The following is a 17,018-nucleotide window of genomic DNA, read 5'->3' on the forward strand; positions in this document are numbered from 1 at the left end:
GGCAGTTCCTCTTCAAGCAGTTCATTGATCGGCGCAAACCGGTGCGCCGTCCGCGCGCACGAGCCCGGCACGCGATGCGATCCACCACAGGCCGCGTTCGGTCGCCTGCGCGGCCACACGCGCGTGCGTGCAACCGAACACGTTCAGCGCGTCGACGTAGCGCGCGCACAATCCGCCGTCGCCGATCAGCAGCAGCGGCTGATTTGCAAGCGCCGCGCCGCGCTCCGCGAGCATCGCGTCGAGCGCATTCAGCTCGTGGCCGATTAGCAGCCCGGACAGGTAGTCGCCCTGCGCATCCGGCGCGAGCCGGTCGGTCAGGCCTAGCGTGCGCGTGCTGAAGATCGTCGCGAGCAGCCCCGTGCGCTGCGCGCCGCGGGCCACCGCGACGCCGCGCTCGAACGCCGCGCGGTCCGGCGACGCGCTCGCGCGCATCGTGCGGCCGAGGATCGTGTGGTCGCGCAGCGCCGCGTACAGCTCGCCGGTCATGAAGGTCTGGAAGCGCTCGATGAGACCGTCCTTCACCCATGCCCATTTCGCATGCGTGCCCGGCAGGCCGATCAGTACCCCTGAACGATCGGCATCAAGCATCGGATCGTTCGCGAGCGCGCCGAATATCTGCGTTTCCTCGCCGCGCATCACGTCGGGCAGTTCGCCCGTTGCGATCACGCCCGGCACGATCGATACCGTCGTGCCGCGTGCGGTCGTTACCGTGACGAGGCCCGCGACGAGCGCATCCGCGCCGGCCGGCACCGCGACGTACGGCGCCTCGCGCCAGCCCTGCGCGCTGCCGACCATCCCGGCCGCCAGCACCGGCATGCCGGGCGCGCGGTCCAGCCAGTCGCCGCACGCTTCCTCGAACACGACGTCGAACGCGCGCGCGCCGCCGGCCGGCACGTGCATCACGCCCGCCGCGCGGGTGCGCGTGTCGACGAGCGCGCCGTGCGCGTCGAACAGATACGCGCGCAGCGACGTCGTGCCCCAGTCGAGCGCAATCAGCGACGGGTCGGCGGAATTGGCGTCCGGAACGGTCCGGGTCGAATTGGTCATCGTTTGATCCTGCGGGTACCCTGCGGCGGGCTCCAGCCCAGCTCCGCGGAAATGGCTCGCGCTTCGCGCTGCACGAGCGGAATCAGTTCGTCCATCCGGTCGTGCGGCATGTACGGAATCGTGCTGGCCACCGACACCGCTGCGACGATCGCGCCCGATGCATCGCGGATCGGCGCGGCCACGCAGCGGATCGACGCTTCGTTTTCCTCGAGGTCGAACGTGTAGCCGCCGGCCGCGTAATGCGCCATGCGCTGCAGGAACGCACTCGTCTCGGGCCGGTTGTCCGGCTTGAAATTGACTCCGGCGAGCGCGCGCCGCGCAGCCTCGAACAGCGAGCGCCACAGGTCCGGATCGAGGTCGAGCATCATCGCCTTGCCGATGCCGGTCGACGCGAGCGGCATCCGGTGGCCGACGCGCGAGCGCATCTCGAGCCCGCGCGTGCCCGGAATCTTGTCGATGTACAGCACGTCGTCGCCGTCGCGCACGCCGAGGTGGATCGTGTCGAGCGTCGCTTCCGCGAGCGCTTCGAGATGAGGCCGCGCGACCGCCGTGAGCGGCATCTGCTCGAGCGCGATCGTGCCGAGCTCGATCAGCTTCGGGCCGAGCAGATAGCCGCCCTGCACCTGGCGCAGGTAACGCGCCTGTACGAGGCTGCTGACAAGCCGGTGCGTCGTGCTGCGCGTCGTGCCGAGCGCGGCGCCGATCGCACGCATGTCGCGCGCGCCGTTTGCGATCGCTTCGAGGATCGCCAGGCCGCGCAGCAACGTCTGCGTGCCGGCCTGCTGCGCGGCGAGATCGAGCGGCGTGCTGGTCGCGCCGATGCTGTCGGTGAGCGGCGCATCGTCCGGCGTCGCGCGCCGGGCGTCGAGAGCGAGGGTGTCAGGCATCTTGGTCATGGAACAGGCTTCTTCAGCGGAATCGGGTAAGCCGCAGTCGCAACGCCGTAACGAACTCTGGCGTCGCGGCAACGCGGCGGTCGATGCACCGAGGAAAGGGCCCGGCGAACGTCATGGAAGGTGTCTCCGTGTGCTCGGGCGCCGCGCGGTGCGTGGGTCCGAAGCTGTCGATGTGCTTCGGATTGTAGGAGCGGACGTACGCGCCACCAATATTTGAGTGCGTTGTCCAAATAATGAGAAACCGGCATGCGCGTGCGTGTGTTACCGGACGCGCAACGGCTGCGCAATGCGCGCGGGGGCGGAACCCGCGCGTCGCAGATTCCGCCCCCGTTATCCGTGCGCGCCGTGCTTACTGCTGTTTCGCGCTGCGCGCCTGCATGTAGCGCTGCACGTCGGCGAACGACACGCGGCCGCTGCCGTTCGCATCGATCTGCCGGAAGTGATTCGCGACGTAGCCGAGGCCGGCCGCGCGCGCCTGCGCTTCGGTGATCGAACCGGTGTTCTGCGTGTCCGCCGCGCCGAACTGCCGCGCGAGCTTGCGCACCACCTGCGCGTGCAGCGCGGCGCCGGTCGTCTGCGTGCCGGCGGTCGGCTTGCGCGCGGCCAGCGGCACGTACGGGTCGCCGAGTTGCGCCTGGCGCGCGCGCGCCGGAGTGGCGGCGTCGCCCGCCTGCGCGAATGCGGACACCGGTGCGGATGCTGCGACGCCCGCGCACGCGAGTGCGGCGGCAACGACGATGAAACGTTTGGTCATGTCAGGCTCCAGTCTGGAATGAGGTCGTCGATGGCCGGCGCATGCGCCGCGAGGGGCGCGCGGCGCCGGCCCGTCGCGTCAGTGCGCGGCCGCGTTGTAGAAAGTCACGAGGTCGGCTTTCTCCTGCGGACGCGACGTATCGTCGAGATAGACCATGTGTCCACCCTGATAGTCCTTGATCGTCAGGTTCGGTTGCGAGCCGAGCCGCGCGAGGTCGAGCTCGGTCTGGTAGAACGGCGTCGCGATGTCGTGATACCCGTTCAGCGACAGCACCTTCAGCGACGGATTCAGCGTGAGCGCCGCAGCGAGATCGGGGATCGTGTCGGGCATCGCGAGGCCGTCGTGCGTCCAGTCCCAGGTCTGGATCGCATTGCTGCTGACCGAATACGCCGACTGCGCGCTGTACTTCAGCACGTTCGGCAGGTAGCTGCCGATCGTGTCGGTGAACGGCTTCGTGATGAACGTGCTCGACGGGTCGCCGTCGGCCGCGAGCGGGCTCGACGACGGTACGTTCACGCGCGCGTCGTAGCGGCCGATCAGTGTGCCGGGGATCAGCGACACCTGGAAGCTGTTGTCGAAGAACGTCGGGACCACGTTGAAGTCGGCATTCCACAGCGACGCCTTCACGCCGGTCGCGTTCGACATCGTCGTGACGAGGCTCGGCGGCGGCGGCGTATGGCTCGCGAGATACGCGTTCACGGCAGGCGCGTAGCTGCCGGCCGTCAGTTGGCGCATCTGGTCCGCATACTGCGGCAGAGTCGACGGATTCGGATTGTCGAGCTGGTAGTACGCGCCGACGGTTCCGTACGACGGCACGAAGCCCGCGCAACTGACCGGGCTCGCGCCGTTGTTCGAGTTGCCGACATAGTCGCTCGCCATGTCGCAGTTGGTGTTGTAGTTCAGGATCGACGACTGCAGCACGATGCCGGCCAGTTTTACGCCGGCCGTCTCGAGCAGGTTCGCGAGCACGTCGGTGCGCGGCGTGCCGTACGACTCGCCGAACAGGTACTTCGGCGAATCGTTGCGCTGGTTCACCGCGATGTAGCGCGTGACGAAGTCGCGGAACGCACCGGCGTCCTGGTCGACGCCCCAGAACGTCTGGTTCGTGTTCGGCGCGATCGCTTCCGAGAAGCCGGTGCCGATCGCATCGACGAACACGAGATCGGTGGTGTCGAGCAGGCTTTCCGCGTTGTCGACGAACGGGAACGTCGACGTGTTCGCGTTCGGGTCGCCCGTCTGTATCCGCTTCGGGCCGAACGAGCCCAGATGCAGCCATACCGATGCGGAGCCGGGGCCGCCGTTGTACAGGAACGTGACCGGGCGCTTGGCCGCGCTCTGGTTGTCGGCGGTGTACGCGACGTAGAAGAACGACGCTTCGGGCGCGCCCGTCTGCGGATTGCGCGCGACGAGGTGGCCCGCGGTGGCCGTGTAGCGGATCGTCTTGCCGTTCAGCGTGATCTGGTGATGGGTGACGGCGGCCTTTTCGACGGCGGCGGACGCATCGAGCGACGCGCTTGCCCTCGACGAATAACTGTTGGGATCGTTGTACGGCCTGTCCGCCTGAGCGGCGGGATCGGCTGAATTGTCGGTGCCTGCCGCGGCGGACGACGTCACGTCGTCGTTGCAGGCCGTCAGAATCAGCGAAGAGAACACGACTCCCAACAACAGCTTCGCTTTGCTCGCTGGCATCGTTGCTTTCCTTCTCTCGAATGTTTTTGTGTGTCGAGCAGCCGGGTAAGCCGCCCCCCGCCTCGATTGCGGCCGATGAGCCGAGGCGCCGGCCAATATACGCGAGCAGGTCGGCTTTGAAAAATTTGGAAATATTCGAACGGGAGTCGGTGCGGCGCACACCTTTCAGGAATGCTTCGATTCGCGAACCGTCGTATTTCATGCGCCTTTCAGTGTTGCGCATGTTTAGTTTTACGCACTAAAATCGTGCGGATTTCGCGCCATATCGGCGAACAAAATCGCGTGACCGCGTGCATTGGTCAGCAAACCGAAATAGATGATTCCGTCTAATGAATCGCGCGCGACACGCGCGCGCCGCGAACGCGCTGCAGCGCAGCATCGACGCGCGAATGACGGAACGGACAATGCGACGGGGCGAACGCGCCGCTTACTGCGATTGCGGCAGCTCGGCGGCGCCCATGCGGCGCGCAATCACGGCCGCTCGCTGCGCCTGATACGCCGAGCCGCGGTGTGCATCGAACCAGCGCGGTTTCGGCAGCATCACCGCGAGACGCGCCGACTGCCACGCGCCAAGCCGGCTCGCGGGGATTCGGTAGTAATAGCGTGCGGCGGCCTCGGCACCGTACACGCCGCGGCCCCATTCGACCGAATTCAGGTAGATCTCGAAAATGCGCTCCTTGTCGAGCAACGTCTCGAGCATCCACGTGATGATCAGCTCCTGCCCTTTGCGGATGTAGCTCTTCTCGCGCGACAGGAACAGGTTGCGCGCGAGCTGCTGCGTGATCGTCGAACCGCCCGCGACGATCCGGCCGCGCGCCTTGTTCTTCTCCCACGCCTGCAGGATTGCGTCGACGTCGTACCCGTTGTTGGTGGCGAACGTCGCATCCTCCGATGCGATCAGCGCGCGCTTCAGGTTGCGCGAAATCTGGTCGTACGGCACCCACTGGTGCTGGATCTGGGCGGGCGGCTTGTCGCGCGACAGCCACCATGCGTCGGTACGCATGAACGCCGTCGAGCCGGGGTTGATGAACGACCACGCGGCGATCTGCACGAGATAGAACAGTTGCGTCGCGAGCCACGCGCCCGCGAACACCGAACCCGCGTAGACGAGCCAGCGGGTCAGCCCCACCGTGCGCGTGCGCTGCGTGCCGCTCACTGCCGCCACTTTCGCGCTCCGCTCAGGCCGCCGCGAGCGCCTGGCGCAGCGCGGCCAGCACCGGTGCGCCGTCCGGCCGCACACCGCGCCAGATGAAGAACGATTCGGCCGCCTGCTCGACCAGCATCCCGAGCCCGTCGGCCGTGCGGGCGCCGAGCGCCGCCGCGTGCTGCATGAACACGGTCGGCTGCGCGCCGTACATCATGTCGTACGCGAGCGTGCCGGTGCCGAACGCGGCCGCGTCGCACTCCGGAAGCGCCGCGTCGAGGCTGCCGGCCGTCGCGTTGACGATCACGTCGTACGGCTCGGGCCGCACGACGTCCGGGCCGCCGCCCGCCAGCACGCAGCCCGCGTCATGCGCGGCCTGCGTGAACTGGCCGACGAGCGCTTCGGCCTTGCTTGCCGTGCGGTTCACGATCGTGATCGAAAGCGGCGCGCGCTCGAGCATCGGCAGCACGACGCCGCGCGCCGCGCCGCCTGCGCCGAGCAGCAGGATGCGCGCGCCCGCGAGCGACACGCCGAGATTCAGTTCGATGTCGCGCACGAGGCCGACACCGTCGGTGTTGTCGCCATGGATGCGGCCGTCCGCGTCGATCCGCAACGTGTTCACCGCCCCCGCCGCCGCCGCGCGCGGCGACAGCGTATCCGCGAGCGCATGCGCGTCGAGCTTGAACGGCACCGTCACGTTCGCGCCGCGGCCGCCTTCGGCCACGAATGCGCGCACGGCGGCCTCGAAGCCGTCGACCGGCGCGAGCCGGTGCTCGTAGACAATCGCTTCACCCGTCTGCGCGGCGAACTGCGCGTGGATGAACGGCGACTTGCTGTGCGCCACCGGATTGCCGAACACCACGTAGCGGTCGGCGCCGCTCGTCGACTCGGCTGCGTTCATGATGCGCGCCCTTCGTCGCTTGCCGCGCGTTCCTCGCCGCCACCGCTTGCGGCATCGCCGCCTTCGGACGCCGCGTCGCCCGATTCGGCCAGCGCTTCGGCCTCGCTTTCCGCCGATTCGTCCTGCGCATCGACCAGCGTGTCGTCGCCGCCTTCGTTGTCGTCTTCATCGTCGGCCGCGTCGCCGCTCGTGACGGTCGGCGCGTCGAGCACGTTCAGCAGTCGCACCGACGCCTCGATCGTCAGCTCGTCCAGCGACATCACGTCGAGCAGCACGCGCGTGCCGCGCGCATGCACGCCGAGCCCCGGCACGTGCAGCAGCAGCGGAATTTCCTCGAGGCGCACGAGATCGCCCTTCACGACGCTCGCGACGACCTGCTTCTTCTGTTCCTGCGCGAGCCAGCGCAGGCACCAGAAGTACTCCATCCGGCGCTGGTAATCGGCGTATGCGGTGTAGGTATCGTCGAAGCCCTGAACCACCGCGTACAGATCGGCGTCCTTCGGCTTGAACGGCGCGGCGAGCTTCGCGGTCACGCCGTGCTGCACGCACGCCAGCAACTGCCACTGGTTCACGAGGTCGACGTAGCGGCGCAGCGGCGACGTGCTCCACGCGTACTGCGCGACGCCCAGGCCTTCGTGCGGCGCGGCCGTGGTCTGCATCCGCGTGCGCTTCGGGCCCGGCGCGCCGAAGCCGCGCTGCGAGCGGTAGATGCCGGGCACCGTGTGGTCGTGCAGGAATGCGCCCCACGTCGAGTTCGCGAGGATCGCGAGCTCCGACACGATCAGGTCGAGCGGCGAGCCGCGACGGCGCGGCGTGATCGTCACGTGCTCGCCTTCGACGTAGAAGTTGTAATCGGTGTTGCGCTGCACCTCGCGCTTGAGGCCATAGCCCGCGCGCGCGATCTGACGCTTCTCGAACAACGCCTGCGCGAGCGGCCACAGCACCGCGATGTCGTCCTTGTGCGGATAATCGCCGGTGCCGGCGGCGAGCGTCTCTTCGGTGACGAGCTCGTCGAGCGTGTTGTGGCGCAGGTTGCTCTTCACGAACACGAGCTCCGCGCGCGTCTCGTTCGCGACGATGTCCTGCGTCTCGCGGTTGACGATGATGTACAGCGACAGCGCGGGACGATAGTCGCCTTCTTTCAGCGTGAATACGTCGACGACGTCGTCCGGCAGCATCGTGATCTTGTCGCCCGGCATATAGACGGTCGACAGCCGGGCGCGCGCGATCGCGTCGACCGGATCGCCGCGCACGATGCCGAGTGCCGGCGCCGCGATGTGCACGCCGATCCGCACGCGGCCGTCGGCCAGGTGCTCGACCGAGAACGCATCGTCGATTTCGGTCGTCGTGATGTCGTCGATCGAGAACGCCGCGACGTCCGCGCGCGGCAGGTCGTCCGGCAGCGGACCGACCGTGACGGGCGGAAAGCCGGTGCCGTGCGGAAAGAATTCGGCGAGGAAACGCGCCTCGTGCAGCGCGCGCGCCGACTCGATGCCGCCGCAGTCGAGCATCAGTCGCGCCGGCGATACGCCGCGCGCGCCGGCCGCCGCCTCGAGCGCCTTGTATTCGATCGAATTCTTGTCCGGCCGCGTCAGCAGCCCGAGCACCTTGCCCGCGAACGCGTCCGGCAGCTTGCCGGCCTTCAGTTCCTCTTCGTACTGCGCCTGCACGAGCGCCTGCTGGCGCTTGCGCTCGAGCGACGCGAGCGCCATCTTGAGTTGCTCCTCCGGCGCGCGCTGATACTGTCCGCGCCCCTTGCGGCGGAAGTAGACGGGCGAGCCGTGCAGCCTCAGCACCAGCGCCGCGCGCTCGACCGGGCCATAGGTCGCGCCGAAGTACTCGGCGGCGAGCGCTGTATATGCGAATTCCTCGGCCGGGGCGCATTCCCACAGGAAATCGAGGTCGATCTGCTGCGCGGCCGAATCGGCTTCCTGCATCAATTCGCTCGCGGCCGGCTTGTCGAATTCGATCAGCACGTCCTTTGCACGCACCTTGGCCCGCCGCCCGCCGGGCAACTCGACCTGAAACGCGTCGCCCTGGCGCGACAGCACGCTGCCCGCCTTGAAACTGCCCGATTCCTCGAAGAAAACGTTCACTCAGTACTCTCGTTCAGACTGCCGGACGCCGCGTCTGCGGCGCCGCATGATGATGGGAATTCGATCGGCATGACGCCGCGTTCATGACGTTCGGTCGTCGCAAAAGGCGAGAACGTCGTCGACATAGTCGGCAAATTCGCTGATTCCGTGATCGCTGCCTTCGATCACGCGCGTTTTCGCGCCCGGGTAATGCGCGAGCATCTCGCGGTAGTCGAGCACTTCGTCGCCAGTCGCCGCGAACAGATAGTAGCGTTCGGGCCGCGAAATCGCCGGCACGCGCAGCGCGTCCAGTTCCTGCAGATGGTGGCGCTCGACGACGATCGACCCGCCGCCGTGCCACAGCGGCTGTTCGCCCAGATAGTGTTCGAGATCGCGCTGCGGCACGATCGCGGGATTCAGCAGCACGGCCTTCCAGCCGTGCTTTTCGGCCAGCCAGGTCGCGTAGTAACCGCCGAGCGAGCTGCCGATCACGGTCACGTCGCGCGCGCCGGCCACCTCGGCTTCCGCGACGGCGATCGCGTCGAGCGGCGACACCGAAAGCGACGGGCAGCGCCATTCGTGGATCCGGCCGAGTTCGGCCATCCGCGCGGCAAGCAGTTGCGATTTCTGCGACGCCGGCGACGACCGGAACCCGTGCAGGTACAGGATCACGCGCGGCTCCCCAGCGCGTCGAGCAACTTCTGGTGCACGCCGCCGAACCCGCCGTTGCTCATCACCAGCACGTGGTCGCCCGGACGCGCGGCCTCGACCACCGACTTCACGAGCAGATGGAGATCGTCGAACGCACGCGCCTTGTCGCCGAGCGGCGCAAGCGCGTCGCCAAGGTTCCAGCCGAGCGCGTCGCGTCCGGTCGGCGCGCCGTAGCCGAACACGAGATCGGCGTCGGCGAGGCTTGCCGGCAACTGCGCCTTCATCACACCGAGCTTCATCGTGTTCGAGCGCGGCTCCAGCACCGCGAGAATGCGGGTGTTTTGCCGGCCGATGCGCGTGCGAAGGCCGGCGATCGTGGTTTCGATCGCAGTCGGGTGATGAGCAAAGTCGTCATAGACGGTCACACCGTCCACGCTTCCGCGCACTTCCATCCGGCGCTTCACGTTGCGGAACGATGTCAGGGATGCGGCGGCTTGCGCGGGCGGCACGCCGACGTGACGCGCGGCGGCGATTGCCGCAAGCGCGTTCATGCGGTTGTGCTCCCCCTGCACCTGCCATGCCACTTCACTGACGCGCTCGGCCTGCGAATACACCGCGAAGCGCTCATCGACGGTCACGCCATCCTCGGCGGGCAGCGCTTGCCAGCCGCCATCGACACCGAATCGCTCGACTTCGCTCCAGCAGCCGCGCGCAAGCACACGCTCGAGCGCGTCGGAACGACCATTCGTGACGATGCGGCCGACGCCCGGCACGGTGCGCACCAGATGATGGAATTGCGTTTCGATCGCAGCGAGATCCGGGAAGATGTCAGCATGATCGAATTCGAGATTGTTGAGCACGGCGGTGCGCGGCCGGTAGTGGACGAATTTCGAGCGCTTGTCGAAGAACGCCGTGTCGTATTCGTCCGCTTCGATCACGAAGAAACTCGAATCCGTCAGGCGCGCCGACACGCCGAAGTTCAGCGGCACGCCGCCGATCAGGAAGCCCGGGTTCAGGCCGGCGTCTTCCAGCAGCCAGGCGAGCATCGACGACGTGGTCGTCTTGCCGTGCGTGCCCGCGACCGCGAGCACCCACTTGCCGGCCAGCACGTGCTCGCCGAGCCATTGCGGGCCGGACACGTATGGCAGCCCGCGATCGAGGATCGCCTCCATCAGCGGATTGCCGCGCGTGACGACGTTGCCGATCACGAACAGGTCGGGCTTCAGGTCGATCTGCTCGGCGCCATAGCCTTCGATCAGCGTGATGCCCTGGGCCTCGAGCTGCGTGCTCATCGGCGGATAGACGCCCGCGTCGCAACCCGTCACCGTGTGGCCCGCCTCGCGCGCGAGCACGGCGAGACCGCCCATGAAGGTGCCGCAGATGCCAAGAATGTGGATGTGCATAGATGAATGCTTTCGCGCCGCCGGGCGCCGTCGATTCGGAAAGGAAGGTCCGCGGCGCACCGGACGGGCCGCCCGGCCAACGACTTTCGCCGCGACACAAAGACCGTCATTGTAACTGACGCCCTGCCGTGGCCGGCGCCTCGAACGACGGTCGGGATACCGGGCGGCGCGGCGGGTGGCACGCGGCCGCAGCGCGTTCGGGCGCGGCGGCGATCGAGTATGATTGCCGGATCATGTCTCGCAAACCCCTTGTCGACCCGCGGCGCGCCCGCGAGGAAATCGCCCAGTCCGCCGCACGCCTCATCGCGGAGGACGGCCTTGATTACGCCGGCGCGAAGCGCAAGGCCGCGCGCCAGTTGTTCGGCGATTCGCGCATTGCCGGCGAATGGCTGCCGGATAACGACCTGATCGAGGAGGAACTGCGCGAATACCTCGCACTGTTCCAGAGCGACACGCAGCCGGACGAGCTGCGCCGCCTGCGCGCGATCGCGCTCGACTGGATGCGCCGGCTCGCCGATTTCAATCCTTATGTGACGGGCGCGGTACTGAACGGCACCGCGAACGCGCATTCGGACATCCATTTGCAGATATTCACCGACAACCCGAAGGACGTCGCGATCTACCTGCTGAACCAGAACGTCCAGTACGACGTGTCCGAGACGCGGCATTTCGCCGGACGAGCCGACGTCGAAACGCTCAGCTTCCTGTGGCGCCCGCGGCGCGACGTGGACGCGATCGGCATCCACGTCGCACTGTATGCGAGCGACGACCTGCGCGGCGCGGTGAAGGCCGACGCACGAGGCCGGGTCGCACGCGCCGACACCGCCGCATTGCGCGCGCTCGTCGAAGCAGGCGACGCTCCTTCCGAACCGGAATGATTCAACGATGACGATGAAACGCATATTGGCAGTCGCGGCGGTCGCGGCCGCCGCCGTCGCGGGCGGCCTCGCCGCCGGTCACTGGTTCCGCAGCAGCAACGCTGACGACGGCACCGCGGTCGCCGCGCCTGCCGCACAGGGCACCCCGGTCGAGCAGCTGTGGGCCGCATCGCTCACGGGCGTCGATGGCAAGCCGGCGTCGCTCGCATCCTTCAAGGGCCAGAAGGTGGTGGTCAATTTCTGGGCGTCGTGGTGCGGGCCGTGCGTCGAGGAGATGCCGGAACTCGTCGCGCTGTCGCATCAATACAAGCAAAAAGGCATCCGTTTTATCGGGATCGGCGTGGATTCGGACCAGAACGTGAAAAACTTCCTGCAGAAAGTAAAGGTCGACTACCCGGTATTTGTCAGCGGTTATGCCGGCGCCGATCTGGCCCGAAATTTCGGAAATACGGCTGGCGCGCTGCCATTCACCGTCGTGATCGACGAAAACGGCAAGATTCGCGAGACAAAATTGGGGCAAATCCATCCGGCCGAGCTGAAAAAGACCCTCGACGCATTGTGATCGCTCCGAACGGCCGGCCGCACGTTGGCGGCGATTTATGCGTGGATCGCCGCAATTTCGCGTGAATTCGTGGATACTTCGGGCTCACACCGGTAATTCTTGCAGGTCCCGCGCCCCTGGCCGTTCGGCAAAACTAGACAAATTTCTCTAAATAGCGCTAAAGTTCGCGCAATTCCGCAGAAATCGAAGCGACCATGACACGATTGCTGGTGTTGCACGGCCCCAACCTGAACCTTCTCGGCACCCGGGAACCGGAGGTGTATGGCCGCGTCACGCTGGCGCAGATCGATCAGGCGCTTGCCGCGCGAGCACAAGAAGCCGGCGCCGAACTGTCGTCGTTCCAGAGCAACCACGAAGGCGCGCTCGTCGACCGCATCCAGGCCGCGCGGGAGGAACAGACCGATTTCATCCTGATCAATCCCGCCGCGTATACGCACACGAGCGTCGCGATCCGGGACGCGATCGCCGGCGTCGGCATCCCGTTCGTCGAAGTTCATTTGTCGAACGTGCACCGCCGCGAAGCGTTCAGGCACCACTCCTACTTTTCCGACCAGGCCGAAGGCGTGATCTGCGGGCTGGGCTGGAAAGGCTATCTGTACGCGCTCGAGTACGCGCTCGACAAGCTGCAAGGCGCGTCGCGCGGCTGATTTCGCGATCTAGATTCAGCGCCGGTCCCACCGGCGCTTTCACGTATTGAAAGGGGAATTCCCGATGGATCTTCGTAAGCTGAAAACTCTGATCGACCTCGTCTCCGAATCCGGCATCTCCGAGCTGGAAGTGACGGAAGGCGAAGGCAAGGTGCGCATCGTCAAGAACGCGCCGCCGGTCTACGTGCAGCCGACGGGCGGATTTGCCCCGCAGGTCAGCGCACCGGCTCCGTCGGTCGCACTGCCCGCCGAAGGCGCGGCAGCCGCGCCGGCCGCAGGTGCGGCGGCTGCGCCCGCCGCGCCGCAAGGCCATGTCGTGACGTCGCCGATGGTCGGCACGTTTTACCGCGCGCCATCGCCGGGCGCGGACCCGTTCGTCCAGGTCGGCGATTCGGTCAAGGAAGGCCAGACCATCTGCATCATCGAAGCGATGAAGCTGCTCAACGAGATCGAGTCGGACAAGGCCGGCGTGATCAAGGAAATCCTCGTAGAGAACGGCCAGGCCGTCGAATACGGCCAGCCGCTTTTCGTGATCGGCTAAGTCCGCCGCGCGGCCCCCAGGCCGCGCGCCGCCGATGCTCGCCAGGCGCCGTTCGCGCGCCCCTCGAAGAGACGAATACTCGCTATGTTTGAAAAAATCCTCATTGCCAACCGCGGTGAAATCGCGCTGCGCATCCAGCGCGCGTGCCGCGAGCTGGGCGTCAAGACGGTGGTCGTCTACTCGGAAGCCGACAAGGAAGCCAAGTACGTGCGCCTCGCGGACGAAGCCGTCTGTATCGGCCCGGCCCCGTCGAATCTGAGCTACCTGAACATGCCGGCGCTGATCAGCGCGGCGGAAGTCACCGATGCCGAAGCGATCCACCCCGGCTACGGCTTCCTGTCGGAGAACGCCGACTTCGCGGAGCGCGTCGAGCAGTCGGGCTTCACGTTCATCGGCCCGCGCCCGGAAACGATCCGCATGATGGGTGACAAGGTCACCGCAAAGCAGACGATGATCAAGACCGGTGTGCCGTGCGTACCGGGCTCGGAAGGCGCGTTGCCGGAAGATCCGAAGGAGATCGTGAAGATTGCCCGCGCGATCGGCTATCCGGTCATCATCAAGGCGGCGGGCGGCGGCGGCGGACGCGGGATGCGCGTCGTGCATACCGAAGCGGCGCTCGTCAACGCGGTCAACATGACCCGCGAGGAAGCCGGCCGCGCGTTCGGCAACCCGCAGGTGTACATGGAGAAGTTCCTCGAGAACCCGCGCCACATCGAAATCCAGGTGCTGTCGGATGCGCACAAGAACGCGATCTGGCTCGGCGAGCGCGACTGCTCGATGCAGCGCCGCCACCAGAAAGTGATCGAAGAAGCGCCGGCGCCCGGCATTCCGCGCCGCCTGATCGAGCGCATCGGCGACCGCTGCGCGGACGCGTGCAAGAAAATGGGCTATCTCGGCGCCGGCACGTTCGAATTCCTGTACGAGAACAACGAGTTCTACTTCATCGAAATGAACACGCGCGTGCAGGTCGAGCACCCGGTGTCGGAGATGATCACGGGCGTCGACATCGTGCAGGAACAGATCCGCATCGCGGCCGGCGAAAAGCTCGCGATGCGCCAGCGCGACATCCAGTTCCGCGGACATGCGATCGAATGCCGGATTAACGCTGAAGATCCGTTCAAGTTCACGCCGTCGCCGGGCCGGATCACGTCATGGCATACGCCTGGCGGCCCCGGCGTGCGCGTCGACTCGCATGCATACAATGGCTATTTCGTGCCGCCGAACTATGATTCGATGATCGGCAAGCTGATCACCTACGGTGCGACGCGCGACCAGGCAATCCGCCGGATGCGCATCGCGCTGTCGGAAATGGTCGTCGAGGGCATTCAGACCAACATCCCGCTGCACCGCGAGCTGATGATCGACTCGAAGTTCGTCGAAGGCGGCACCAGCATCCACTACCTCGAACACCGGCTGGCCCAGAAGCAGCAGGTTGCACCGGAAGAAGCGTAAGCATGAGCTATCGCGAACTCGTCGTCGAACTGGCCCGTGAGCATGCGGAGGCGCTGTCCGACGCGCTGCTCGATCTCGGCGCGTTGTCGGTGTCGGTCGAAGATGCCGACGCCGACACGCCCGACGAACAGCCGCTCTTCGGCGAGCCCGGCCTCGTTCCCGAACGCACCGCGTGGCAGCACTCGCGAGTGATCGCGCTGCTGTCTCCCGATCACGAGCCGGCCGTGCTGCTCGCGGCCGCCGCGAACGAGATCGGCATCGCCGACACGCCGAAGTTCGACGTCCGCGAAGTCGAGGAACAGGACTGGGTGCGGCTCACGCAGTCGCAGTTCGAGCCGATCCCGATCGGCGAACGGATCTGGGTCGTGCCGTCATGGCACGATGCGCCCGACCCCGACGCGCTGATCCTCGAGCTCGACCCGGGCCTCGCGTTCGGCACCGGCAGCCACCCGACCACGCGCCTTTGCATGGAGTGGCTCGAGCAGTCGGTGAAGCCCGGTCAGTCGGTGCTCGACTACGGCTGCGGCTCGGGCATTCTCGCGATTCTCGCGCGCAAATGCGGGGCGAACCCCGTAGTCGGCATCGACATCGACCCGCAGGCCGTCGAATCGGCGCGGCAAAACAGCGAACGCAACCACGCGGAAGTCACTTACGGCCTGCCCGACGCGTGCCCCGCGGGCGAGTTCGACATCGTCGTCGCGAACATCCTGTCGAATCCGCTGAAGCTGATGGCGTCGATGCTCGCGTCGAAGGTGAAACCGGGCGGGCGCATCGCGCTGTCGGGCGTGCTCGCGCGCCAGGCTGACGAAGTCGCGGCAGTCTATGCGCGCTACGTCGACATCTCCGTCTGGCGCGAACACGAAGGTTGGGTATGCCTCGCCGGAACCCGGCGCGAAAGCCATTAGAATAGCGCTGTCCTTCACTCTGGCCAGCAGGCCGCCCGGCTCGACATGCTTCTTGCGACGCGCTGCCCTCATTGCGAAACCGTCTTCCGGCTGCAGCAGGAGCAGCTGTCGCTGCATGACGGGCTCGTGCGCTGCGGACACTGCCAGCAGGTCTTCAACGCATCGCAGTCGCTCGTGCCCGAACCGGCGCGGCAGCCCGAGCCGGCGCTGACCGAAACGGCGGCCGCCGAGCCGCCGCACGACGCCGCGCCCGCGCGGCTCTTCACCACCGACGCACCGGCCGAGCCGGCCGCCATCGCCAACTACGAACCCGACGACTGGGACATGTGGGCGCCGTGGCTCGATGCCGGCGTCGATCCGGCACTGCAGCACAACGTCCGGACGGTGCGCACCGAGCCGCTGATACCGGTCGCGCTGCCGTCGATGGAAGCAGGCGTCGTTCATCTGTCCGGCACGCCGGCGCCGATCGTCTCCGGCCCGGCGGAACTGCATGCGGACACCGCGCGATCGCGCGAACCGGATGCGGCGCGGCCCCCCTTCGACGAACCGCTTGCGCCGCCGGTCGAACCCGACCCGCGCGAACCTCGCTTCGCCGCCCCCGGCGCATCCGTCGAACGCACACCGGCGGAACCTGCCGAACCGTTCCGCAACGCACACTTTGCGGTGCCTGACGACGAACACGCGCCACGCGAGCCGCGCTTCGCATTCCGGCCCGCGCAAGCCGAAACCGAAGCAGCCGCGCAAGCCGCACCCGACACGCCCGCCCGCGAACGCGCGGACGCACACGCGGCAACTGCCGGCGAACCGGCCGCGCCACCGCCCCAACCGGCGATCCAGCCGGCCGCCCCCTTCCCCGCCGCGCCGACGGACGACGATCGCCCGCCCTTCGCCGTCACGCGCGAGACGCGCACGCCGCCGCGCCGCGGGATGCTCGGCGGCTTTTTCGGCGGCCTGGTCGCGGCCGCGCTCGCGGTGCTGCTGGTCGCGCAGCTCGCGTGGTGGCAGCGCGAATCCGTGATGATCTACTGGCCGGTCTCGCAGGGCTGGTTCCGGCAGGCGTGCGCACCGCTCGGCTGCAAGGTGACGCCGCCGCGCGCGATCGACGGCCTGCGGCTCGACGCGACCGACCTGCGCCAGATCGACGGCCCGCGCGTGCTGGAGCTGAAGGTGCCGCTGACGAACCGCTACCGCGTCGCGCTCGCATATCCGTCGCTCGAGCTGACGCTGCTCGACGACACGAATCACGTGACCGTGCGCCGCGTGCTCGCGCCGCGCGATTACGTGCGCCCGGGCACGCCGATCGACGCCGGGCTGCCGCCCGGCACGACGCAGACGATGGTCGTGCGTGTCGACACGAACGGCGCGCCTGCGTCGAATTTCCGCGTCCAGATTTTCTATCCGTGACGCCCCGCGGCGCGCGCATGCGCGCCCGTCTCAACCCGCGCGCCGCAGCGGCGCGCTATTTCGGAGCAC

16 protein-coding genes are annotated in these 17,018 nt (G+C 67.3%); 7 read left to right on the forward strand and 9 right to left on the reverse strand.

What is annotated here, in order from left to right:
• Window positions 1-21 precede the first annotated feature (21 nt).
• From KDW55_RS19795 to mpl, 9 genes are all read right to left on the reverse strand, one after another.
• Window positions 22-1,047, reverse strand: coding sequence for a 2-dehydro-3-deoxygalactonokinase (locus KDW55_RS19795; RefSeq protein WP_212160893.1), 1,026 nt, complete (start codon window positions 1,045-1,047; stop codon window positions 22-24).
• Complete coding sequence (locus KDW55_RS19800) at window positions 1,044-1,943, reverse strand: IclR family transcriptional regulator (protein WP_040143370.1); 900 nt, start codon at window positions 1,941-1,943, stop codon at window positions 1,044-1,046. Before KDW55_RS19800 ends, KDW55_RS19795 begins: the two co-directional genes overlap by 4 nt.
• Window positions 1,944-2,292: 349 nt before the next feature.
• Window positions 2,293-2,697 (reverse strand): EF-hand domain-containing protein, encoded by a 405-nt coding sequence (locus KDW55_RS19805; RefSeq protein ID WP_212160891.1) that lies wholly within the window; start codon window positions 2,695-2,697, stop codon window positions 2,293-2,295.
• A gap of 78 nt (window positions 2,698-2,775) precedes the next feature.
• Window positions 2,776-4,386: a peptidase S10 gene (locus tag KDW55_RS19810; protein ID WP_212160890.1), complete on the reverse strand. Its 1,611-nt coding sequence runs from the start codon at window positions 4,384-4,386 to the stop codon at window positions 2,776-2,778.
• A 427-nt stretch (window positions 4,387-4,813) separates the two neighbouring features.
• The gene (gene mtgA / locus KDW55_RS19815; protein WP_059547859.1) at window positions 4,814-5,551 is read right to left on the reverse strand and encodes a monofunctional biosynthetic peptidoglycan transglycosylase; all 738 of its coding nucleotides are present in this window, start codon (window positions 5,549-5,551) and stop codon (window positions 4,814-4,816) included.
• Between the two features lie 13 nt (window positions 5,552-5,564).
• A complete protein-coding gene (aroE, locus tag KDW55_RS19820) occupies window positions 5,565-6,431 on the reverse strand; it encodes a shikimate dehydrogenase (protein ID WP_212160889.1) in 867 nt (288 codons plus the stop codon).
• Window positions 6,428-8,527, reverse strand: coding sequence for an RNB domain-containing ribonuclease (locus tag KDW55_RS19825; RefSeq protein WP_209821396.1), 2,100 nt, complete (start codon window positions 8,525-8,527; stop codon window positions 6,428-6,430). Before KDW55_RS19825 ends, aroE begins: the two co-directional genes overlap by 4 nt.
• An 81-nt stretch (window positions 8,528-8,608) precedes the next feature.
• The gene (locus KDW55_RS19830) at window positions 8,609-9,178 is read right to left on the reverse strand and encodes a YqiA/YcfP family alpha/beta fold hydrolase (protein ID WP_040143364.1); all 570 of its coding nucleotides are present in this window, start codon (window positions 9,176-9,178) and stop codon (window positions 8,609-8,611) included.
• Entirely contained in the window at window positions 9,175-10,620 is a 1,446-nt protein-coding gene (gene mpl / locus KDW55_RS19835) for a UDP-N-acetylmuramate:L-alanyl-gamma-D-glutamyl-meso-diaminopimelate ligase (RefSeq protein WP_226209421.1), read from the reverse strand. Before mpl ends, KDW55_RS19830 begins: the two co-directional genes overlap by 4 nt.
• Window positions 10,621-10,793: 173 nt before the next feature.
• Between mpl and KDW55_RS19840 the strand changes: the two genes are divergently transcribed.
• The 7 genes from KDW55_RS19840 (at window position 10,794) to KDW55_RS19870 (ending at window position 16,949) form a co-directional block, all read left to right on the forward strand.
• A complete protein-coding gene (locus KDW55_RS19840) occupies window positions 10,794-11,438 on the forward strand; it encodes a hypothetical protein (protein ID WP_059547895.1) in 645 nt (214 codons plus the stop codon).
• A gap of 7 nt (window positions 11,439-11,445) precedes the next feature.
• Window positions 11,446-12,000 (forward strand): TlpA disulfide reductase family protein, encoded by a 555-nt coding sequence (locus tag KDW55_RS19845; protein WP_212148835.1) that lies wholly within the window; start codon window positions 11,446-11,448, stop codon window positions 11,998-12,000.
• A gap of 194 nt (window positions 12,001-12,194) precedes the next feature.
• Entirely contained in the window at window positions 12,195-12,647 is a 453-nt protein-coding gene (aroQ, locus tag KDW55_RS19850) for a type II 3-dehydroquinate dehydratase (RefSeq protein WP_040143361.1), read from the forward strand.
• Window positions 12,648-12,711: 64 nt separating this feature from the next.
• Window positions 12,712-13,188 carry an acetyl-CoA carboxylase biotin carboxyl carrier protein gene (gene accB / locus KDW55_RS19855; RefSeq protein WP_040143360.1) on the forward strand — a complete coding sequence of 159 codons (477 nt, stop codon included), beginning with the start codon at window positions 12,712-12,714 and terminating at the stop codon, window positions 13,186-13,188.
• 84 nt (window positions 13,189-13,272) lie between these two features.
• Complete coding sequence (gene accC, locus KDW55_RS19860; RefSeq protein WP_040143359.1) at window positions 13,273-14,640, forward strand: acetyl-CoA carboxylase biotin carboxylase subunit; 1,368 nt, start codon at window positions 13,273-13,275, stop codon at window positions 14,638-14,640.
• A gap of 2 nt (window positions 14,641-14,642) precedes the next feature.
• Entirely contained in the window at window positions 14,643-15,545 is a 903-nt protein-coding gene (prmA, locus tag KDW55_RS19865; protein ID WP_059547866.1) for a 50S ribosomal protein L11 methyltransferase, read from the forward strand.
• A gap of 45 nt (window positions 15,546-15,590) precedes the next feature.
• Window positions 15,591-16,949 (forward strand): DUF3426 domain-containing protein, encoded by a 1,359-nt coding sequence (locus KDW55_RS19870; RefSeq protein WP_212160888.1) that lies wholly within the window; start codon window positions 15,591-15,593, stop codon window positions 16,947-16,949.
• The last annotated feature ends 69 nt before the right edge of the window (window positions 16,950-17,018 follow it).

The sequence above is a fragment of the Burkholderia sp. AU19243 genome (assembly GCF_018148075.1).
Classification (GTDB): Bacteria; Pseudomonadota; Gammaproteobacteria; order Burkholderiales; family Burkholderiaceae; genus Burkholderia; species Burkholderia latens_A.